The sequence below is a fragment of the Haloarcula nitratireducens genome (assembly GCF_019599505.1).
In genome coordinates this window covers 301,860-320,577 of the sequence record NZ_RKLT01000004.1, presented here as the reverse complement: position 1 = coordinate 320,577, position 18,718 = coordinate 301,860, and the positions used below count along the sequence as shown (strand labels likewise).

Here is an 18,718-nt window from a genome sequence, read left to right as displayed (position 1 = left end):
GGGAACCTTCATACGGCCGCCGGACCCACCGCCGAATATGTCCGACTGCGTCTTCTGTCAGATAGTCGCCGGCGACATCCCGAGCCGCACCGTCTACGAAGACGACGACGTACTGGCCTTCTTAGACGCCAATCCGCTGTCTCAGGGCCACACGCTCGTCATCCCGAAGGCCCACCACGAGACGTTAGAGGACTTACCAGCGGACGTCGGCAGCGACGTGTTCGCCGCGCTGCACGAACTCACGCCGGCCGTCGAGGCCGCCGTCGACGCCGACGGCAGCACGGTCGCGTTCAACAACGGCGAGGAGGCCGGCCAAGAGGTGCCACACGTCCACGGCCACATCGTCCCGCGCTTCGCCGAGGACGGCGGCCGCCCGATCCACTCGCTGTTCGGGAGTCGGCCGGACCTCTCCGAAGACGAGCTCGACGACATCGCGGCGGCCATCGAAGACGGGACCTAACCGGCCCCGGTTAGCGAACGACCAGCGCCTCGTCGACGGCGGCCGCGTTCGCGCGGTAGCCGTTCCGGGCCCGACTGAACGGGGTAGCCGCCTGCGGCGGCCGTATCGACGACGTCCGCTCGGTCGTCACCAGTCGGGAGGTTTTTATTCCATCACGGAAGCCACGTAGGCTATGGGGAGTTCGACGCTCGCGCTCGTGGGGGTGACCGGCGGCGCCGGAACGACCAGGACCGCGGTAGAGATGGCAGCGACGCTCGCACGGGCGGATCGGTCCGTAGCCGTATTCGACGCCGCCTTCGCCACGCAGGGGCTGGCGACGTTCGTCGCGGGGCGCATCGACGCCGACGTGACCGCCGTCGCGACCGGCGACGCAGCGCTTTCCGACGCGCTGTACGACTGGGACGTCGACGCGCCGGGCCGCGTCGCGCTCTGTCCGGCCCACGCGCCGTTCGAGCGCCTCGCCCGGGCGAAGACGCCCGAGAGCGCGCGCCTGTTCGAGACGGCGGTCGCCGACGCCGCCGAGCGGTTCGACCGCGTCCTGCTCGACGTCCCGCCGGTCGCCGCCAACCAGTCGGTCGCGGCGCTCGCGGCCGCTCGGCGTCGGGCGCTCGTCGTCCCGGCGACCCGGCGGGGAACCGACCTGCTGCCGCGACAGCGCGGCCGACTCCGCGACGTCGACGCGCCGGCGGACGCCGTCGTCGCCACGCGGACCGACGCGGACGGTGCACTCGCCGTCTCGGACGCGGACTACGCGATTCCGACGGCCGCGTCGGACGCGCGGATTCCGACCGCGCTCGACCTCGAATCGACGCTCGCGCCGGCCGTCGCCGCGGCGACGGAAGGGCTCCTCGACGCGGACCTCGACCTCTCGTTCCCGGAACCGGGCCTGTTCGACCGGTTCAGGGACGGCTGAAGCTCGGTAGCGGGACGACGACGACCGGACGGCGAAGCCGCCGCAGCAGTTCGGTCACCGTCGATCCGACGCCCTGGTCGGCCGCCCGCCCGCCGTTGGTCCCGACGACCACCTCGTCGGGGTCGTGTTCGTCGATGGCCGCCAGCAGTTCCGGAACGGTGTCGCCCTCGCGCGTCTCCACGGTCGGCGCCGGCGTCCCGAACCGCGCTCGCGCGACGTTGATCGCGTCCTCGGCGTCCCGCGTGAGACGACCGGGCTCTCGAACCGCGACGACGACGAGACTGTCCTCGTCCGGATCGAGATAGTCCTCCAAGTAATCGGCCGCCGCCGCGGTGACGTGAACCGACGACGTGGCGACGAGATACTCAGTCATATCACGGTGTGCGTTCCCCGGTGGCTTCGACGTTTCGGCGACAGAATCAAAGTTGACACTGGGAGAGAATCGCCACAGCACCGCGAGACGGTCGGCGCGCTGGGCGCGTGAGCGACGCACTTACGTACGCCGCCCCCTCTACCCGAGAGCGTGCGCGTCGAGAACAGTTTCATCGGGGTAGACGGCGTCGGCGAGAAGACCGAGCGGTCCATCTGGGAACAGGGGGTCACCCACTGGGACGCGTTCGAACCGGGCGTCGTCGGCGGGAAGCGCGGCGACAACATCCAGCAGTTCATCGACGAGGGTCGCGGCCGCCTCGACGCCGGTGACGTTCGCTACTTCGACCGGCAGTTCCCCAACAGCGAGCAGTGGCGGCTCTACGAGACGTTTCGAGACCGGGCGTGTTTCTTCGACATCGAGACGACGGGGCTGGACGAACACCGAAACCAGGTGACGACAGTCAGCCTCCATCAGGCCGGGGAGACGGAGACGCTGGTGGCCGGCGACGACCTCACCGCCGGTAACCTCAGGGCGGCGTTCGCCGACGCCGACCTGCTGGTGACGTTCAACGGCAAGCGCTTCGACGTTCCCTTTCTCGAAGCGAACTTCGACGTCGACCTCGACCGTCCCCACCTCGACCTGATGTACACCTGCAAGCAGGTCGGCCTCTCCGGCGGTCTGAAGCAGGTCGAACAGGACATCGGCATCGAACGCGACCGACCGGACATCTCCGGTCGGGACGCGGTCAGGCTCTGGCGCGAACACGAATCGGGCAGGGACGGCGCGCTGGAGACGCTGGTGTCGTACAACCGCGAGGACACCGTCAACCTCCGGACCCTGGCCGACGAGGTCTCGGGGACCCTCCACGACGACGTGTTCGTCGAGTAGGTCAGAACCGCGCCGGGTCGGTCGCGGGCGCGCCGTCGGCGGATCGCAACAGGTGCGCGCGGCCGGCGAGGAAGCCGAGCAAGAGACCGGTGAAGTGCGCCAGCAGCGCGACGCCGGGGTTGGCGGTCAGCAGCGTTATCACGGCGGCGAGGACGCCACCGAGTGCCAACTGGACTCTGGGGTCGAGTTCGAACCCGCCGACGACCGTCTCCGTGATTCGGTTGGCCGCGAGCAGATAGCCGAAGAGCCCGAAGATCGCGCCGCTGGCTCCGAGTACGCTGACGTGCGCGGGGATACCTGGAACGAACGAGCCGACGAGTCCGGCCATCGCGACCTGTGTCACGCCCGAGAGCGCGCCGACGGTGACGAAGAAACCGTGGAATCGGGCGTTCGTCGTCCGCCGTTCGAGCAGTAGCCCAGCCAGCGCGAGCGCGGCGGCGTTGGCGAGCAAGTGCGAGGGACCGGCGTGGGCGTAGACGCTGGTGACGAGCGTCCACGGCCGGTCCAGTAGCGGGTTCGACAGGGCGAACAGCGTCCGCTCGCCGCCGACGAACCCGGCGAGTTGCTGGAGGGCGAACACGCCGACGATGAGGCCGAGCGTGACCACCGTCGGGCTCTCGGCGGGGCGTCGCATGCCTCACTGTTGTCGGGCAGGCCACAAGAAACCGCGGGTGCCGGGGCGCTTCGCATCCAGAACGCCTACGTGAGTTCGCGGCCTGCACTCGCGTATGTCCGATCTGACCGACGAACTCGCCGACGCGTTCGCCGAGGAGACCGACGACGACACCGCGGGGACCGCCGCCGAGAACGTCGCGGCCTTCGCCGAACAGTACGACGAGGACCTCGCCGCCGAGGACGTCCTGAACACGTTCGAGGAAGCGCCGTACGGCGACTTCGGTCGCCGGTTCAACTGGCTGGTCGGCGAACTCGCCGCCGAGAACGAGGACTGTACGGACTCGCGGGAGTTCCGACTCGACGGCTTCGGCGACCAGGCCGCCGACCCCGAGATGAGCGCGTAGCGCCCGATGGACGGCGGGACGTACACGCTACTGCTCGACCGCGCCAGCGGCGGCACCGTTACGGTCGGCGCGCTCGGCGACCTGTCGCTCCCGGCGGGGTACTACGCCTACACCGGGAGCGCGCTGGGCGCGGGCGGGTTCGGCCGGGTGGAACGCCACCGCGTCGTCGCCCGCGGCGAGAACGACGCTCGCCACTGGCACGTCGATTACCTACTGGGCGCGGCCGAGACGCGCGTCGACCGCGCTGTCACCACGAGTGCGGGGATCGAGTGCGCCGTCGCTCGTCGACTGACCGAACGAGAGAACGCCGACGCCGTCGACGGATTCGGCTGTTCGGACTGCGACTGTCGCTCGCACCTACACTACGGCGAGGACCGCGAGGAACTGCTGTCGGCCGTCAAGCGCGCACACGCGGCCGCCGACTGAGTTACTTCGAGTCGTCTCCGTCGACGAGGTCGTAGCCCGCGTCGGTTATCGCATCCAGCAGCGATTGGTCCTCGACGTCGTCGTCCGATTCGACGGTGACTTCACCCGTCTCCCGGTCGGCGGCGGCCGACTCCACGCCGGCGACGCCGGTGAGCGCCCCCTCGACAGTGTTCTCGCACTCTGCACCTTCCATCCCGGTGACGGCGAGCGTACCCTGTCGCTTACGAGGACATAACCCAGCCAGTCGGAAAAGCGCGGGCCCGCAGAGAACTGTGGCGCGGTGACCGACCTCGAATCGAAACGGGCTCGCGCGCAGACCGGTAGTCAGCAGTCCTGCGGCTCGACGTGTGTCGTCGGCGACTCGCCGCCGGGGACGGCGAGGAACAGTACGTAGGCGACCGCACGCCGAGTGTCGCTCGCGTTCGTCGCGATCTCGGTGTGCCCGCCGGGGTCGACGAACGCCTCGCCAGCCGCGTAGGTGTGGGTAGTGCAGGTGTGTGAGAAGACGACGTCGAGTTCGCCTTCGGCGAGGTTGACGATGACTGGTCCCGGGTGCGTGTGCCAACCGGTCGTCCCGCCCGGGTCAAGCGTCACCCGAGCGAAGACGACAGTCGACGGGTCGCGAACGAAGGCCGCTTCGTCGCCGCCCTGCTCGAAGGTGACGCCGAGCGCCATCCCCACCTCGTCAGTGAAAGTCGCATGCGGGGCGAGTACGTCGACGCTCAGGCCCTCCGGCTGGTCGACCTGTCCGCCCTCCGTTTGGCCGCCCTCTGTCTGTCCATCGGCCTGCGCAGCCGCGACGCCCCCGGCAGACGAGAGCGCGAGCGCGCCGGCACCGAGTTTCGCGGAATCGGAGAGGAAATCGCGGCGCAAGAACGGAAGACGAGTGGACAAACCCGCGTCGGTGTCTCGGTCGCGTGACTCGGCGGTCGGAGCGTCGATGTCGGCGTGTGTCGGTGGATTATCGTCTCGTGTCATAGCGTCCTCCGGGCGAAGTCGCCCGAGTAGAACGGCGTCACCGTCGAGCGTAGTTATTTACTGACAGAGATCTCGGCGGCAGAGGTTGCTACGCGCTACCATTTGGCAAGCCGCTGTGACTATCGCTAAGGCGACGTTACCGTGACTGCCGCGGTCTGTGCGACCGCCGGCCAGAATTCGGGCGGCCGCGCTCGGATCCGTCTCAGGAGATGTGGATAGCCGGCTTGTTGGGCCGGGCTTTCCGGGCGAGCTCGCTCTCGCCGTCGGCCCGCCGCACGGTCACGTCGGCCCCGAACTCGTCTTCGAACAGCCACGCGGCCTGCGATAGCACGTCCAGTTCGCGCTCGCCGTCGACGATGGGTTCGAGGCTGGCTCCCCGGTCGGCGAGCGAGGCGGCGTAGTCGGCGGCGGCGTCGCCGTGACGCTGGATGGCCTCCTCGCCCATAATCTCGCCGACGATGGCGTCGCCGGGGTCGGCCTCCTCTGCCGTGTGGTACGCCCGGTACTTCCAGTCCTCGGCGACGACGATCTCGATCTCGTCGGGGTCCTCGATGTCGACCACGCCGGTGATGTCGCGCACGTCGTCGAGCGTCGTCCGGACGAGTTCGCGTTCGATGCGGTACCACTCGACGTCTCTGAGCGGTTCGGGCCAGGGGGCCTCGGCGACGAGACCGTCCTCTTCGAGTAAGTGCCACAGTTCCTCGGCCAGCGCCGGCGCGATGGGCGCGACGAGTTTCGTCAGGACGCGCAGGCCGCGAGCGTAGGCGAAGCGGTAGGGCGGTTCGTAGCCGGCGTACCGGCGGAGCAAGCGAGCGAAGCGCTGGAGTTCGCCGACGACGCGGTGGAACCGGAAGCGGTCGTACTCGTCGGTGACGGCGGCGATGGTCCGGTCGATCTCGCGTTCGAGGTAGGCGTCGTGCGGGACGCTCTCCGTTCGGTCCGCCGGCGGTCCGGACTCCTCACCGCTCGCTCGGTCCGAGCGACTCCGCATCGCCGTGTATCTCTCGACCATCTCGTGGAGCGTCTGCTGGAAGTCGTAGGCCGTCGAGACGTCCTTGACGGTCCACTCGAAGTCCTGTGCGGGGTGGGCCGCCGAGAGGACGAACAGGCGCGTCGTCTCCGCGCCGTACTCGTGGGGCGCGACGGCGTTGCCCTTCGATTTCGACATCTTCTCGCCGCCATGGAGCACCGTCCCCTGATTGATGAGTCGGTCGACGGGTTCCCGGCGATTCAGAAGGCCGAGGTCGGCCAGCGCCCGGGTGAAAAAGCGGATATAGAGGAGGTGGAGGACGGCGTGTTCCTCGCCGCCGACGTAGACGTCGACGGGGAGCCACTCGTCTGCGGTCTCCTGGTCGAAGGGAGCGTCCTCGAAGTCCGGAGAGAGATAGCGCAGGAAGTACCACGAGGAGTCGACGAACGTGTCCATCGTGTCGGTCTCGCGGGTCGCCTCGCCGCCGCAGTCCGGACAGGCAGTCCGCTTCCACTCCTCGGCGGCGTCCAGCGGGTTCCCGGTCGTCTGGACGTACTCGGGGAGTTCGACCGGCAGGTCCTCGTCGGGGACCGGAACGCGCCCGCAGTCCTCGCAGTGGACGATCGGGATCGGCGTCCCCCAGTAGCGCTGGCGGGAGATGAGCCAGTCCCGCAGGCGATAGGTCGTCGCCTCCGCGGCGGCGTCGGCGGCCAGCAGTCGGTCCCGAGCGGCCGTGCTCGCGAGGCCGTCGTACTCGCCGCTGTCGGTCAACATCCCGTCGTCGGTGTACGGTTCGTCGGGCAGGGCCGTCTCGCTGCCGTCGACGGGTTCGACGGCCTGTCGGACCGGCAGGTCCCGTTCGGCGGCGAAGGCGTGGTCGCGCTCGTTGTGGGCGGGCACGCCCATGACCGCGCCGGTCCCCACGTCGTCCAGGACGTAGGCGGCGACGTACACCGGGATCTCCTCGCCGGTGAACGGGTGGGTCGCCACGAGGTCCGTCTCGATACCGCTCAGGCCGGCGTCGTCCGTGCCGGCGACCGACTCGACGTATCTCGCCACCGATTCGTCGCGGTCGGCGAGCCCGCTGACGAGGTCGTGGCCCGGCGCGAGCGCGAGGTACGTCGCGCCGTAGACGGTGTCGAGACGGGTCGTGAACGCCTCGACGGTCTCGCCGTCTTCCGACGCCGAGGAGGCGCTCGCTCCGTCGATATCGAAGGCGACCGTCGCGCCCTCCTGTCGGCCGATCCAGTTGCGCTGGCTGTCCCGGACGCCCTCCGGCCATCCCTCTAGATCGTCCAGTCCGTCGTACAGTTCGTCGGCGTAGTCGGTGATGGCGAAGAACCACTGGTCCAGTTCGCGCTGGGTGACGGCGGTGCCACAGCGCCAGCAGACGCCGCCGGCGTGGTCGTGGCCGTGGGTTCGACCGCGTTCGTCGTCGCCGCCGGTGGACGTCTCGACCTGTGCGTCCGCCAGCACGGTCTCGCAGTCGGGACACCAGTTGACCGTCGCCGCGTCGTACTCGACGAGTCCCGCCTCGTGCAAGCGGGTGAACAGCCACTGGTTCCAGCGGTAGTACTCGGGGTCGCAGGTCGTTATCTCCCGGCTCCAGTCGTAGCCGAAACCCATCTCCCGGAGGTCGTCGCGCATCCGCTCGATGCAGGCGCGGGTCCACGACTCGGGGTCCGTATCGCGCTCGTAGGCGGCGTTCTCGGCGGGCAGTCCGAACGCGTCCCACCCCATCGGGTGAAGCACGTCGTCGCCGGCCATCCGTCGATACCGGGCGTAGGCGTCGGTGATGGCGTAGTTCCGGATGTGGCCCATGTGCAACGACCCGGAGGTGTAAGGGAACATCCCGAGGACGTACGTGGGGTTCTCGGCCGGGTCCGGGCACTCGAAGACCCCCTCTCGCTCCCAGACGTGCTGCCAGTACTCCTGGACCTTCGCGTGGTCGTAGCGGCGCGACATTCGATACCTCCGAGTGGGTCGCCGTCGCACATGAGTGTTCGGCCGGGCCGCCAGACGTGCGTTCGGCGGAGTAACACCCGTGTAACCCGGTGACAGCAGCGTCCGCGAGCGCTTTTCACGCTCCCCGGCGACCAGAGTATCGTGTCCCGGAACAAGGACGGCTACGCCGACAGCGTCTCCTACGACGAATCGCTCGACGAACGACCCAGCGACGAGGAACTCGACGCGGCGGTCGAGAACCTCCGGTCGCGCGGCTTCGACGTCGTCGTAGTCGAAGACGGTGACGCGGCGCTCGCCGAACTGCGAGAGCGCATCCCCGCCGGCGCGTCCGTGATGGACGGCCACTCGACGACGCTCGAAGAGATCGGCTTCATGGACTATCTCATGGAGGGCGACCACGACTGGGAGAACCGCCACGCCGAGGTGTACGGCATCGACGACGACGCCGAGCGCCAGCGCGCCCGCCGGGAGGCCCAGGCCAGCGACTACTTCCTCGGGAGCGTCAACGCCGTCGCCGCGACCGGCGAGCTCGTCGCCGCCGACGCCTCCGGCAGTCGTATCGGAGCCTACCCCTTCGCCGCCGAGAACCTCCTGTTGGTCGCCGGCACGAACAAGATCGTCGACGACCTCGACGCCGCGCTCGACCGACTGGAGGACGTCGCCTATCCGCTCGAAGACGCCCGCGCGGAGGACGCCTACGGCACCGGTAGCATGATCGGCAAGCAGCTCATCTACCGGCAGGAGGCCGAAGAAGGCCGGACGACGCTCGTCCTCGCAAAGGAATCGCTCGGATACTGAGTCGACGACACCGACCCGACGCTCGTCGCGACGGGTTTCGTGCGCGAACGTTTATCCGCGGTCAGCGTGAACGGGCACCAATGAGCGCGAGCGGACCGTCTCGGGGGGCCTGATTTCCCGGTGGCGGACGCGGTGTTCTGGGCGCTGGTCGCGTTGGCGACGGTGACCGGGCTGGTGACGGCGTGGGCGCTGGGAGCCAACAGCAACTCGCCGCCCTTCGCCCCGGCTATCGGCGCGAACGCCATCTCGACGATGCGGGCCGCTTTCCTCATCGGCATCCTCGCGGCGCTCGGCGCGCTCACGCAGGGCGGGAGCATCTCCGAGACCGTCGGTGCCGGGCTCATCGACGGCGTCCAGATTACGTCGCTCGCGGCCACCGCGGGTCTGCTGACCGCGACGCTCTTCATGGCCTTCGGCGTCTACACGGGCTATCCGGTCCCCGCGGCCTTCGCCACGACCGGCGCGATGGTCGGCGTCGGTCTCTCGCTGGGCGGGGCGCCGGTGTTCGACACCTACCGGCGGATCGCGACGTTCTGGGCGCTCGTCCCCCCGGTTTCGGGCGGGCTCGCCTACCTCACCGCGACGCTCTTGCGGCGGGACGACGTGCCGGAGACCGTCGGCGTCCCGCTGCTCGCGGCCGTCGTCGGCGGCATCGTCGCCAACGCGGAACTGAGCGTCATCCCCGCGCCGCCCGGCGCGACCCAGAACTCGCTGGCCGGCTTCGCCGCCATGCTCGTCCCGCTGCCGGGCGTCACCGTCGTCGCGTCCCTCCTCGTCGCCGCGCTGAGTTTCGCGTTCATCCGCAAGCGCACGCAGGAGTCCGTCGACCGCGGCATCAAGACCTTCCTCGTCGTCCTCGGGAGCGTCGTCGCCTTCTCCAGCGGCGGGAGCCAGGTCGGCCTGGCGACCGGTCCCCTCGAGAACCTCTACCGGGCGGAACTGGGACTGCCCGGCTTCGTCCTGCTGACGGTCGGCGCGGTCGGCATCCTCGGCGGCGCGTGGATGGGCGCGCCGCGGCTCCTGCAGGCGACCTCCCGCGAGTACGCCCAGCTCGGCGTCCGCCGCTCCATCGCGGCGCTCGTCCCGGGGTTCATCATCGCCCAGCTCGCCATCGCGCTCGGTATCCCCATCTCCTTCAACAACATCATCATCTCCGGCGTCATCGGCGGCGGCCTCGCCGGCGGGTCGGCGGGCGTCTCCCGGCGGAAGATCGGCGTGACGCTCGGCTTCTGGGTAATCACGCTCGTCACCTCCGTCGCCGTCGGGTTCGGCCTGTATCGCGTCTTCGAACTGGTGCTGGGTCCCGCCTAGCGGACGACGGTCACCGTCACCGGCGCTTCGCTGACGACCGCCGTCGCCACCGTCCCCAGCAACCGCCGCGCCAACTCGTTGCGCGACCCGCCGTGGCCGCCCATCACGACCTGGTCGACGCCGTGGGCCTCGACGTACTCGACGATGGTCTCGGCGGGGTCGCCCGTCTCGACCGACGTCTCGACGTTCCGCCCGACTTCCTCGGCCCGCCGCTTCGCTCGCTCGACTATCTCCTCGGCTCGCGAGCGCGCCTCCGTTTGGCGCTCGTCGCCGGGTTCGAGCACGCCGCCCTCGCTCATCCCGCTGTCCAGCGGCGCGACGACGTTCAACACCGTGACCCGGCAGTCGAAGGTATTGAGCGCGTGAACCAGCGCCTCGTCGGCCAGCGGCGACCCGTCGAGCGGGACGAGGACGTGTGCGGGAGCCATAGCGTACCTCGTGCGTGCAGGGACAAGTAGCCGTGTGGTGAGTTAGAGGAGAGAGTCGACGCTCGTCGGGAGTTCGCTGAGAAGTAGTTCCGGAAGGATTCGAACCTTCGTCGTTGCCCCCAGAAGGCAACAGGATTGGCCGCTACCCCACGGAACTTTGACACGTTCGCCACCGTCCGCGTCTGGTGGCTTACACGAGAGTATACCCGGCTGTCGTATTTCAGTGTTGCGGAGTCCGGTAGGCGTGTCAGCCGTCGGCATCCGACGATGATGTCTCTCGTGATCGAACGTGCGGAGGAATCTCGTAGTGCTCTTTGCGATGACAGTTGGCACAGAGAACGTCGCATTTCGCCATCTCCGCTCTGAGTTTCGCCTTCGAGTAGCCGTGTGTTACCATCTCGGAGACGGTCATCTCTTTGTCTACGTCGTCACGGTGATGGTAGTCGAGACAAGCCGGGTCGGTCTCGTCACAGCGAACGCAGCCATCGCCCTCTCGTTTCCGCGGCCGAACATCGATACGGCTTTGCCGCGGTGGCCGCCACCGTGACGTATGTACGTCGGACGCTTCGTCGTCGTCGGGCCGACCGTCGGCGCGTACCGGGTCTCCTCGCGGTCGTTCCCGAACCGGCAGGCAACCGAGCGCGGCGACGCCGTCACTATCGAACCGACGCCGGACGCCCCCGAGACGGACAACCCCTACATCTCCTACAACGGGGTCCGCGTCACCGAGCGCGGTGCCGTCGTGGGCAACGGGTCGCACGTCGATCCGATCGCCGAGAAGCTCGCACTGGGCTACCCGGCGCGGGACGCGCTGGCCGAACCGCTGCTCTCGCTGGACTTCGAGAAGGACGACTACGACACGCCGCGCATCGCCGGCATCGTCGGCGTCGAGGAGTCTGATCCGACGACGACCGCCGACGGACCGGGTGCAGTCATCGGCACCGTCCGCCGGGACGCCCTGCTCGTCGAGGAAGTCACGGAACCGACGCTGGTCGCCACCTACGAGGAGGACAGCCCCACGGCGTTCGATCTCGGTGCGAGCGACGCCGAGAGCGCGGCCCGCGAAGTGTACGACCACGAGTTCGAACACGCCGTCTGTTCGGCCGGCGTCTCCGGGTCGGCCGGCGATTTCGACGTCTCGGTGTACAACGGCGAGTGACGACGCGGTCGGCGACACACGGGAACTGAGTCGGTGGCGACACTCAAGGGCCTGCGTCCGTTAGGTGGACACAATGAGGCTTGGCGTCATCTCCGACATCCACGGCAACCGAGTCGCGCTGGCGGCGGTCCTCGCGGACATGCCACCGGTCGACGGGCTGGTCTGTGCCGGCGACGTCGTCGGCTACAACCCGTGGCACGCCGACTGCGTCGACGCGATGCGGGGCGAACCGAACGGCCTCCCCGAGGGCGTCCCGTGGCCCGACGAGGGCGTGCCGACGGTGATGGGCAACCACGACCGAGCGGTCGTCGAGGACAGCCCCTTCGCGTTCAACGACATGGCGCGGGCCGGCGTCGAACACGCCCGCGACCAACTCGACGAGGCGCAGCTCGACTGGCTCTCGGGACTGCCCGAGGAGCGCGTGGAGTGCGACGGCCGCGTGAAGCTCGTCCACGGCCACCCCGAGGACCCCGACCACTACACCTACCCCGAGGAGTTCGGGCCCGAGCTGCTGGACGATGAAGACGTGCTGGTGATGGGCCACACCCACCGCCAGCATCACGAGGTGTACGACGAGGGGGTCGTGATGAACCCCGGCAGCGTCGGCCAACCGCGCGACGGCGACCACCGGGCGGCCTACGCGGTCCTCGATCTGGACGAACTGACCGTCGAAGACCGCCGCGTCGAGTACGACACCGACGAGGTCATAGAGGCCGTCGAGGACGCCGGTCTCCCCCGCCAGATCGGGTTCCGGCTGACGCAAGGTCGGTAAGCGCCGAGAGACGAGCGCCTGCCACCCCGAAACGATTTGACAGGACGCCGCGAACCTCGCGTACGGACAGTCGCATCACCGAGACGGTAGCCGGCGGCGCGTTCGCGTTTCTCGTCGGAGCCCTCCTCGCCGTCGCCGCCGGTGCCGCCTTCGCCCGAGTGACCGAAATCCGCACTCCCCCACTCGCTGTCGGCGGCCTCCTCGCGTATCTGGTCGGGATGGCCCTCGTCGAACTCGCGGCGTCGCCGCGAGTTCGGCCTTTTTCATCGCCGGGAGAGCGAAGCTCTCCCGTGCTCGCACTCGCTTTGCGAGTGCGACCGACGTTCGCAAGCGCGACGCGCTTGCGAGCCCACAGAAGTCGAAGCCTTCTGCGGACGTTTTTCGAGGCGTGGTGGCCGCAGGCCACCCAACGGAGAAAAAGGTCGCTTAGAAAACGTCTTGGACCAGCTCTAGAACCTGCTCGCGGTCGTCCCACGGGACGAACACCGACACCGACGTGGCCGACGTGATGACGTCGTAGAGGTGGATGTGGGCGTCGGCGAGCGGCTCCATGACCTGGTAGGGAAGTGCGGCCTGTCCGGGGTCGCCGCCGGTGACGCGGATGACGGCGATGTCGTCCTCGACGGTGACGGAGGAGAGCGTCTCGTCGTCGACGATGCGGTCGTGGAGCAGCGCTTCCACGTCGTCGGCGTCGTCCTCGTCGACGTAGAAGGTCAGCGAGTCCATCCCCGAGGAGTTGGCCTCGATGTTGATGCCGGCGTCGCCCAGCGCCGAGGCGAGTTCGCCGAGGATGCCGGGGCTGTTGCGGATGGCGCGGCCGGCGACGGTGACGCAGGCGGTGGGTTCCTCCTGGAGGTCGATGAGGTTCTGGAACTCGCCCTCGATGGAGGTCCCGCCGGTCAGGAGGTCGCCGTGCTGGTAGTGCGTGACGCGAACGGAGAGGTCCGAGTCCTTGTAGGAGAGCGCCGAGGGGGCGACGACTTCGGCCCCGCGGAAGGAGAGCGAGCGGAGCTCGTCGACGCTGATCTCGCCGACGTTCCGCGCGCCCTCGACGACGCGGGGGTCGCCGGTCATGACGCCCTCGACGTCGGTGACGATGACGACCTCGTCGGCGTCCATGTAGTTGCCGAGCATGACGGCGGAGGTGTCGGAGCCGCCGCGGCCCAGCGTCGTCACGTTGCCCTCGTGGTCCTGTGCCAGGAAGCCGGTGATGACGGGGACGACGTCCCGCATCTGGCCGGCCAGCGCGTGGGCGCGCTTCTGCGTCTCCTCGACGTCGACTTCGCCGTACTCGTCGGTGATGATCGGCCAGTCGTCGCTGCCGGGTTCGAGGAATATCGCGTCGATGCCGCGGGCGGCCAGCGCGCCCTTGAGCATCCGGACGGAGGTGCGTTCGCCCATCGAGACGATCTCGGCTCGGTCGGCGGCTTGGGCGTCGTATTCGATGTCGTCGAGGAGTTCGTCGGTCGTGTTGCCCATCGCCGAGGCGACGACGCCGACCTCGTGGCCCTGTTCGACGGCGGCCGCGATGGAGTCTGCCGCTCGGTTAATGCGGTCGCCGCTGCCGAGACTCGTTCCGCCGAACTTGGCGATTACGCGCATCGTATCACCGAAACCGTGCGTGCGAATATCATTGCCGTCGCGTTAGCCGCCACCCGGGATAACTGTGTTCATCTTCCCGTCTGCCACCGGATGGTACAGACCGACACACCGTTTATTTGCGTGGGACACAGAGAGTCGGGCATGGAGATACGCGACGCCGTCGAAGCGGACGCCGAGCGTCTCGCGGACCTCGCGGACTTCCCGCCGGACGTGATGCGAAACCTGGTCCACGACCGGACCGTCCGCGTCGCCACCGAGAGCGAAGACGAGACGCTCGGCTTCGTGAGCTACGACGCCAAACGCGGCACCGTCCACGTCACGCAACTGGCCGGGTCCGCCGAGGCCTGCGAGCGACTGCTCGACGAACCGATCGCCTTCGCGAAGCGGGAACGCATGGCCGTCGAACTGCTCGTCCCGGACGGCGAGTCGACCGTCGAATCCGCCGTCGAAGCGACGGGTTTCACACGCGCGGGGGAGGGGCCGCGGTTCGAGGGGCAACCGACGGTCCGGTACCGGCTCGAACCCGGTCGCGCGGAGCAGTAGCGGTCCGACCACAAAACGGATTCTACCGGCCTATGAGTGGGTAGTATGGTCGATGCGGATAGCGTAGTTACCCCCACGTTGGCGACCCTTGCCGCCGCCGTCGCCGTCGGACTGCTGTTCCTCGGGCCTATCGGCTGGTTGTTCGTCATCGCGGCGGGAGCGTCGGAAGGGTGCGAATCGGACGGAGGTCCGGGCCGTCCTCGCGGTCGTCGCGCGCCTGCGTGAACGCGCCGCGGTAACTGAGGACGTGGCCGGCCAGCGCGTTCTCGACGGTGGCCAGCACGTGGTAGCGCCCGTCGGTCTCGTCGTAGCGGTCGCGCACCTCGACGCCGGCCGCGAGCGGTTCGGGAAGCCGGACGTACCGGTCGCCGGCGTGGAGCCACTGGCGACCCGCCTCGACGACGAGCGAGCCGGCCTCGACGCGGGGGTGCAGTTCCGTCGCGACGAGGCCGCCGCGACCCAGGAAGTCCAGCAGGCGCTCGCCGTCGGCGTCCCATACCGTCACGGAGTCGAAGTGCCGGCGGGTCTCGCCGAACTCGAAGGTCCGGCGGGTCGTCATCGCCTCGCGGCCGTCGAGCCGATAGCCGACCGTCGTCACGCCGAAGGGCACGTCGTGGCCCGCCTCGGGGAACAGCATGTCGCGGCTCGCCATCGCGTACAGCGCGGGGAGGACGTGCGTGCCCCGGGAGATGTCCATCCGGCCCGTCCCGACCGTGACGCCGTCGTCGGGGCCGATGCTGTAGCGCTCGCGGACCTTCGGATGGAGGTCGTCGGCCGCCTCGCCCAGTGCCCGCTCGTAGACGCCGGTCATACGTATCGACTCGATTTCCGGCCGTACGGTGATAAGAATTGCCCGAGAACCGGGTCGAGCGCCGAAAGATATTGGGAGAGCGGTCAGTTCTCGCCCAGCAGGTCCAGCACGGCCTCGGTGCTGTTGTCGACGGGTTCGGGGTCGTTGCCGGCCTCGGCGGCCGCGTCGGGGTCTTTCAGGAGGTGACCGGTCGTCAGGCAGACGACCGACTCGTCGTCTTCGATAACGCCTCGGTCCCGCAGTTTCCGGAGGCCCGCGATGGAGGCGGCGGAGGCCGGTTCGACGCCGACGCCCTCGCCGGCGAGGTCGCGCTGCGCTTCGGTGATCTCCTCGTCGGAGACGGCGACGGCGGTGCCGCCGGTCTCGCGGATTCCGGGGAGAGCCTTCGGGGCGTTGACCGGGTTGCCGATGCGGATGGCGGTCGCGCGGGTCTCGACCTCTTCCCAGCGGCGGGTCTCGTCGTTGCCTTCCTCGATAGCCTCGACCATCGGCGCGGCTCCCTCGGCCTGTGCGCCGGTGAGTTTCGGCACCTGCTCTTCGGTTATCTCGCCGGCCTTGACGAGTTCGCGGAAGCACTTATAGAGCGCCGCGGTGTTGCCGGCGTTACCGACCGGCAGGACGATGCGGTCGGGGTACTCGCCGTAGTCCTCGTAGTGTTCCTCCATGATCTCGAGGCCGATGGTCTTCTGGCCCTCCAGGCGGAAGGGGTTGAGCGAGTTCAGGAGGTACGCCTCGCCGCGATCCGCGAGGTCCTGGACGATGTCCAGACACTCGTCGAAGTTACCGTCGACTTCGAGGATGCGGGCCTTGTGGAGGGCGGCCTGTGCGATCTTCCCGGCGGCGACCTTGCCGGCGGGGAGCAAGACGAGCGTCTCCATGCCGCCGCGAGCGCCGTAGGCGGCCAGCGCCGCCGACGTGTTCCCCGTCGAGGCACAGGCGAGTCGGCCGACGCCGACCTCCTGTGCGACGCGGACGCCGACGGTCATGCCGCGGTCCTTGAACGACCCCGTGGGGTTCATCCCCTCGTGTTTCACCCGGAGACTCCGAACGCCGACTTCCTCTTCGAGGCGCGGGACGCGATGCAGCGGCGTGTGCCCCTCGGGGAGCGAGACGCCCTCCTCGAAAGGCAGGGCGGCGCTGTAGCGCCAGACGCCCTCGCCCTCGAACTCGTCGAAGGTCGGTAGGTCGGCGTAGCGGGCCTCCAGCAGTCCGTCGCAGTCGTCGCAGGTGTACCGGACCTCCTCGAAGGGGGCGAACGACTCGCCGCACTCGATGCAGGTGAGCCAGACGCCGTCGTCGGCCACCGCCGGGACGTCGTCGGTGAGTTGCAGATTAGCCATTGTCGGGGCGAACGCTCCCGGCGGGCAAAAGTGGGGCGATTGTCGTCAGGAGAGGGGTCGGGGAAGCCGAGAAGGAGACACACGGTTGAAGACGATTAGTCAGCCGAGCGGGTGGACTGAGCGGAATCGAAGATTCCGCGAGGATCGGAAGGCGCTCTGCGTCTTCGGGGACTGAAAGGGGCCGCTGGCTCGATTAGCCCGGGCGACGCAAGCACCGCAGGAGCGACCAGCGGGAGCGACGAGGCGCGCAGCGAGCCCCGGCAATCGAGCCAGCGGGGGCTTTCTGTGCTACTCGGTCGACGTTCCGCGGTTAGACGTTGCTAGCGTCGAACTCGTCGATTCGGTCGTGGACCGCCGCCGCCCACTCGTCGAGCGTCTCGTGCATCAGCTCGCGGGCCTCGTCGGGGGGTCTCGCCGTGTACTGATAGACGTGGCCGCCGCCGTCGAGCAGTCGGCGCTCGCGCGTCGCGAGGCCCTTCTCGCGGAGCGTCGAGAGCGAGCGATTGACGTTCGAGCGGTCGCGGTCGAGGACGTCGGCGAGTTCAGCGACGGTGCTGCCGGGGTTGTCGAGCAGCGTGTGATAGGTCCGCACTTCGTGTTCCTGGACGCCGAAGACGCAGGCCATCACCTCCGTCAGCGACGGTTCGTCGTCGACCATGAGCTCGCGGAATCCGTCTGTCGAGGGGTCGATTGCCATATCGGACGGATAGGCGCGCCCGACGCATAAACGGGGCCGTTACCCGTAGCTCACCGGGTGTCGTCCGCGTCACCGGCGTCGCGGCCGTATCCCTGTCGCTCCAGACAGGTCCGCATCTCCGCTCGCGAATCGTGCCTGTGCAGGCGCGTCGGCGTATCGCAGTACCAGATCCCGTCGTAGCGCAGCGTCACCTCGTGGGCGTCGCCGAGAAACTCCGTTCGAACGACGACGCGGCGACCGGATTCGAGCGTGTCCAGCAGGTCCTCGACGCTCGCCTCGCCGGCCTCGACGACCAGTGGCTCCATCGCCTGGGACTACGGCGGCTATCGGCTTATATCGTCGGGCGAAGGCGGGTTGTGCCAAACGTTGGCGAACTGTTCGAAAAGGCCACCGTTTCGAGTGGAACTCCGGCACAAGGACTATCGACACCTCGTGCGACACTCCGACTATGGTACGTGATTCGTTAGCGGAACGCTGTATCTTGGTCACCGGAGCGAGTTCGGGAATCGGGGCGGCGACCGTCCGTCGAGTCGCCAGCGACGGGGCGGACGTGGCACTGCTCGCCCGCCGCGAGGGCCGACTCAGAGAACTCGCGGACGACGTCGCCGAGGAGTTCGACGTGGCGACGCACGTCGTCCCGGCGGACGTCAGCGACCCCGCGCAGGTCGCGGCGGCGGTCGAATCGACCGTCGAGACGCTCGGCTCGCTCGACGGCGTGGTCGTCAACGCGGGCCTCGGGCGCGGCGACGACGTGGAGACGATGACCGACGACGAGTACCGGACGATGATGGACGTGAACGTCGACGGCGCGTTCTACACCGCCCGCGAGTCGCTCTCGTACCTCCGGGAGAGCGCCGGGATACTGGTCTTTATCGGGAGTTTCGCCGGGCAGTACCCCCGACCGTCTAACCCCGTCTACGCCGCCACGAAGTGGTGGCTCCGCGGCTTCGCGATGAGTCTCTCGGGACAGGTCGGCGGCGAGGAGGTCGGGGTCACCGTCGTCAACCCGACGGAGGTCCGCTCGGAGTTCGGCAGCGAGGAGGGGGAATCCTTCGAGGACCGCTTCGACCCCGGCGAAGTCACCGAGCCCGAGGAGGTGGCCGACGCCGTCGCCTTCGCGCTGGCCCAGGAACCGCCGACCATGATCAACGATATCGACGTCTACCGCCGGGACAAGTTCGGCGGCTTCTGAACTACTCGTTCGATATTCGACGCGTTCCGATAGTCGATCTGCGACCGAGACGCACCGGTAGCGCCCGCGATCG

At 68.6% G+C, this 18,718-nt stretch carries 22 protein-coding genes and 1 tRNA gene; 11 read left to right on the top strand and 12 right to left on the bottom strand.

Annotation, left to right across the window (positions count from 1 at the left end):
- The first annotated feature begins 37 nt into the window (after window positions 1-37).
- Window positions 38-460 (top strand): HIT family protein, encoded by a 423-nt coding sequence (locus tag EGH23_RS13995; RefSeq protein WP_220580596.1) that lies wholly within the window; start codon window positions 38-40, stop codon window positions 458-460.
- A 172-nt stretch (window positions 461-632) separates the two neighbouring features.
- Window positions 633-1,373 carry a ParA family protein gene (locus tag EGH23_RS13990; RefSeq protein WP_220580595.1) on the top strand — a complete coding sequence of 247 codons (741 nt, stop codon included), beginning with the start codon at window positions 633-635 and terminating at the stop codon, window positions 1,371-1,373.
- Here EGH23_RS13990 and EGH23_RS13985 read toward each other — a convergent pair.
- Window positions 1,360-1,746, bottom strand: coding sequence for a universal stress protein (locus EGH23_RS13985; RefSeq protein WP_220580594.1), 387 nt, complete (start codon window positions 1,744-1,746; stop codon window positions 1,360-1,362). The two genes, EGH23_RS13990 and EGH23_RS13985, sit on opposite strands and share 14 nt — an antisense overlap.
- Before the next feature lie 150 nt (window positions 1,747-1,896).
- Here EGH23_RS13985 and EGH23_RS13980 point away from each other — a divergent pair, with 150 nt between their 5' ends.
- On the top strand, window positions 1,897-2,634 hold the full coding sequence (locus EGH23_RS13980) for a ribonuclease H-like domain-containing protein (RefSeq protein WP_220580593.1): 738 nt from the start codon (window positions 1,897-1,899) through the stop codon (window positions 2,632-2,634).
- Window position 2,635: 1 nt separating this feature from the next.
- Here the strand turns inward: EGH23_RS13980 and EGH23_RS13975 are convergent, their stop codons facing one another.
- Window positions 2,636-3,268 carry a rhomboid family intramembrane serine protease gene (locus EGH23_RS13975; RefSeq protein ID WP_220580592.1) on the bottom strand — a complete coding sequence of 211 codons (633 nt, stop codon included), beginning with the start codon at window positions 3,266-3,268 and terminating at the stop codon, window positions 2,636-2,638.
- A 94-nt stretch (window positions 3,269-3,362) separates the two neighbouring features.
- Here EGH23_RS13975 and EGH23_RS13970 point away from each other — a divergent pair, with 94 nt between their 5' ends.
- A complete protein-coding gene (locus EGH23_RS13970; RefSeq protein WP_220580591.1) occupies window positions 3,363-3,653 on the top strand; it encodes a hypothetical protein in 291 nt (96 codons plus the stop codon).
- 6 nt (window positions 3,654-3,659) lie between these two features.
- Window positions 3,660-4,079 carry a GIY-YIG nuclease family protein gene (locus EGH23_RS13965; protein ID WP_220580590.1) on the top strand — a complete coding sequence of 140 codons (420 nt, stop codon included), beginning with the start codon at window positions 3,660-3,662 and terminating at the stop codon, window positions 4,077-4,079.
- Window position 4,080: 1 nt separating this feature from the next.
- Here the strand turns inward: EGH23_RS13965 and EGH23_RS13960 are convergent, their stop codons facing one another.
- The 3 genes from EGH23_RS13960 to leuS form a co-directional block, all read right to left on the bottom strand.
- Window positions 4,081-4,323, bottom strand: a complete 243-nt coding sequence (locus EGH23_RS13960; protein ID WP_268899450.1) for a heavy-metal-associated domain-containing protein — start codon at window positions 4,321-4,323, stop codon at window positions 4,081-4,083.
- 80 nt (window positions 4,324-4,403) lie between these two features.
- Window positions 4,404-5,057: a cupin domain-containing protein gene (locus EGH23_RS13955; protein ID WP_220580588.1), complete on the bottom strand. Its 654-nt coding sequence runs from the start codon at window positions 5,055-5,057 to the stop codon at window positions 4,404-4,406.
- A 202-nt stretch (window positions 5,058-5,259) separates the two neighbouring features.
- Window positions 5,260-7,992, bottom strand: a complete 2,733-nt coding sequence (gene leuS / locus EGH23_RS13950; protein WP_220580587.1) for a leucine--tRNA ligase — start codon at window positions 7,990-7,992, stop codon at window positions 5,260-5,262.
- Window positions 7,993-8,133: 141 nt separating this feature from the next.
- On the opposite strand from leuS, the gene EGH23_RS13945 reads away from it, so the two are divergent.
- Both EGH23_RS13945 and EGH23_RS13940 read left to right on the top strand, forming a co-directional pair.
- Complete coding sequence (locus tag EGH23_RS13945) at window positions 8,134-8,790, top strand: lactate utilization protein (RefSeq protein ID WP_220580586.1); 657 nt, start codon at window positions 8,134-8,136, stop codon at window positions 8,788-8,790.
- A gap of 120 nt (window positions 8,791-8,910) precedes the next feature.
- A complete protein-coding gene (locus EGH23_RS13940; protein WP_220580585.1) occupies window positions 8,911-10,101 on the top strand; it encodes an inorganic phosphate transporter in 1,191 nt (396 codons plus the stop codon).
- Here the strand turns inward: EGH23_RS13940 and EGH23_RS13935 are convergent.
- Window positions 10,098-10,529 (bottom strand): universal stress protein, encoded by a 432-nt coding sequence (locus EGH23_RS13935; RefSeq protein WP_220580584.1) that lies wholly within the window; start codon window positions 10,527-10,529, stop codon window positions 10,098-10,100. The genes EGH23_RS13940 and EGH23_RS13935 overlap by 4 nt on opposite strands.
- Before the next feature lie 84 nt (window positions 10,530-10,613).
- Window positions 10,614-10,686: transfer RNA gene (locus EGH23_RS13930), tRNA-Gln, on the bottom strand.
- A 393-nt stretch (window positions 10,687-11,079) separates the two neighbouring features.
- Between EGH23_RS13930 and EGH23_RS13925 the strand changes: the two genes are divergently transcribed.
- Both EGH23_RS13925 and EGH23_RS13920 read left to right on the top strand, forming a co-directional pair.
- Window positions 11,080-11,688: an IMP cyclohydrolase gene (locus EGH23_RS13925; protein ID WP_220580583.1), complete on the top strand. Its 609-nt coding sequence runs from the start codon at window positions 11,080-11,082 to the stop codon at window positions 11,686-11,688.
- 73 nt (window positions 11,689-11,761) lie between these two features.
- Window positions 11,762-12,460 carry a metallophosphoesterase family protein gene (locus EGH23_RS13920; protein WP_220580582.1) on the top strand — a complete coding sequence of 233 codons (699 nt, stop codon included), beginning with the start codon at window positions 11,762-11,764 and terminating at the stop codon, window positions 12,458-12,460.
- Between the two features lie 426 nt (window positions 12,461-12,886).
- Here the strand turns inward: EGH23_RS13920 and EGH23_RS13915 are convergent, their stop codons facing one another.
- Window positions 12,887-14,062, bottom strand: coding sequence for an aspartate kinase (locus tag EGH23_RS13915; protein ID WP_220580581.1), 1,176 nt, complete (start codon window positions 14,060-14,062; stop codon window positions 12,887-12,889).
- A 141-nt stretch (window positions 14,063-14,203) separates the two neighbouring features.
- On the opposite strand from EGH23_RS13915, the gene EGH23_RS13910 reads away from it, so the two are divergent.
- On the top strand, window positions 14,204-14,605 hold the full coding sequence (locus tag EGH23_RS13910; protein ID WP_220580580.1) for a hypothetical protein: 402 nt from the start codon (window positions 14,204-14,206) through the stop codon (window positions 14,603-14,605).
- A 145-nt stretch (window positions 14,606-14,750) separates the two neighbouring features.
- Here the strand turns inward: EGH23_RS13910 and EGH23_RS13905 are convergent, their stop codons facing one another.
- The 4 genes from EGH23_RS13905 to EGH23_RS13890 all read right to left on the bottom strand — a co-directional run bounded on the left by EGH23_RS13905 (window position 14,751) and on the right by EGH23_RS13890 (window position 17,758).
- Window positions 14,751-15,416, bottom strand: coding sequence for a DUF4166 domain-containing protein (locus EGH23_RS13905; protein ID WP_220580579.1), 666 nt, complete (start codon window positions 15,414-15,416; stop codon window positions 14,751-14,753).
- Window positions 15,417-15,499: 83 nt separating this feature from the next.
- The gene (gene thrC, locus EGH23_RS13900; protein ID WP_220580578.1) at window positions 15,500-16,756 is read right to left on the bottom strand and encodes a threonine synthase; all 1,257 of its coding nucleotides are present in this window, start codon (window positions 16,754-16,756) and stop codon (window positions 15,500-15,502) included.
- A gap of 310 nt (window positions 16,757-17,066) precedes the next feature.
- On the bottom strand, window positions 17,067-17,453 hold the full coding sequence (locus EGH23_RS13895; protein ID WP_220580577.1) for a helix-turn-helix domain-containing protein: 387 nt from the start codon (window positions 17,451-17,453) through the stop codon (window positions 17,067-17,069).
- A gap of 50 nt (window positions 17,454-17,503) precedes the next feature.
- Window positions 17,504-17,758, bottom strand: a complete 255-nt coding sequence (locus EGH23_RS13890) for a DUF8001 family protein (protein WP_220580576.1) — start codon at window positions 17,756-17,758, stop codon at window positions 17,504-17,506.
- 143 nt (window positions 17,759-17,901) lie between these two features.
- On the opposite strand from EGH23_RS13890, the gene EGH23_RS13885 reads away from it, so the two are divergent.
- On the top strand, window positions 17,902-18,645 hold the full coding sequence (locus EGH23_RS13885) for an SDR family oxidoreductase (protein WP_220580575.1): 744 nt from the start codon (window positions 17,902-17,904) through the stop codon (window positions 18,643-18,645).
- Window positions 18,646-18,718 lie beyond the last annotated feature (73 nt).

Coding starts and splice junctions, on each gene's coding strand:
- EGH23_RS13895 (WP_220580577.1), bottom strand. CDS start 17,453: ATGGCAATCGACCCCTCGACAGACGGATTCCGCGAGCTCATGGTCGAC.
- EGH23_RS13955 (WP_220580588.1), bottom strand. CDS start 5,057: ATGACACGAGACGATAATCCACCGACACACGCCGACATCGACGCTCCG.
- EGH23_RS13935 (WP_220580584.1), bottom strand. CDS start 10,529: ATGGCTCCCGCACACGTCCTCGTCCCGCTCGACGGGTCGCCGCTGGCC.
- EGH23_RS13970 (WP_220580591.1), top strand. CDS start 3,363: ATGTCCGATCTGACCGACGAACTCGCCGACGCGTTCGCCGAGGAGACC.
- EGH23_RS13910 (WP_220580580.1), top strand. CDS start 14,204: ATGGAGATACGCGACGCCGTCGAAGCGGACGCCGAGCGTCTCGCGGAC.
- EGH23_RS13925 (WP_220580583.1), top strand. CDS start 11,080: ATGTACGTCGGACGCTTCGTCGTCGTCGGGCCGACCGTCGGCGCGTAC.
- EGH23_RS13985 (WP_220580594.1), bottom strand. CDS start 1,746: ATGACTGAGTATCTCGTCGCCACGTCGTCGGTTCACGTCACCGCGGCG.
- EGH23_RS13965 (WP_220580590.1), top strand. CDS start 3,660: ATGGACGGCGGGACGTACACGCTACTGCTCGACCGCGCCAGCGGCGGC.
- EGH23_RS13885 (WP_220580575.1), top strand. CDS start 17,902: ATGGTACGTGATTCGTTAGCGGAACGCTGTATCTTGGTCACCGGAGCG.
- EGH23_RS13995 (WP_220580596.1), top strand. CDS start 38: ATGTCCGACTGCGTCTTCTGTCAGATAGTCGCCGGCGACATCCCGAGC.
- leuS (WP_220580587.1), bottom strand. CDS start 7,992: ATGTCGCGCCGCTACGACCACGCGAAGGTCCAGGAGTACTGGCAGCAC.
- EGH23_RS13920 (WP_220580582.1), top strand. CDS start 11,762: ATGAGGCTTGGCGTCATCTCCGACATCCACGGCAACCGAGTCGCGCTG.
- EGH23_RS13905 (WP_220580579.1), bottom strand. CDS start 15,416: ATGACCGGCGTCTACGAGCGGGCACTGGGCGAGGCGGCCGACGACCTC.
- EGH23_RS13990 (WP_220580595.1), top strand. CDS start 633: ATGGGGAGTTCGACGCTCGCGCTCGTGGGGGTGACCGGCGGCGCCGGA.
- EGH23_RS13975 (WP_220580592.1), bottom strand. CDS start 3,268: ATGCGACGCCCCGCCGAGAGCCCGACGGTGGTCACGCTCGGCCTCATC.
- EGH23_RS13915 (WP_220580581.1), bottom strand. CDS start 14,062: ATGCGCGTAATCGCCAAGTTCGGCGGAACGAGTCTCGGCAGCGGCGAC.
- thrC (WP_220580578.1), bottom strand. CDS start 16,756: ATGGCTAATCTGCAACTCACCGACGACGTCCCGGCGGTGGCCGACGAC.
- EGH23_RS13890 (WP_220580576.1), bottom strand. CDS start 17,758: ATGGAGCCACTGGTCGTCGAGGCCGGCGAGGCGAGCGTCGAGGACCTG.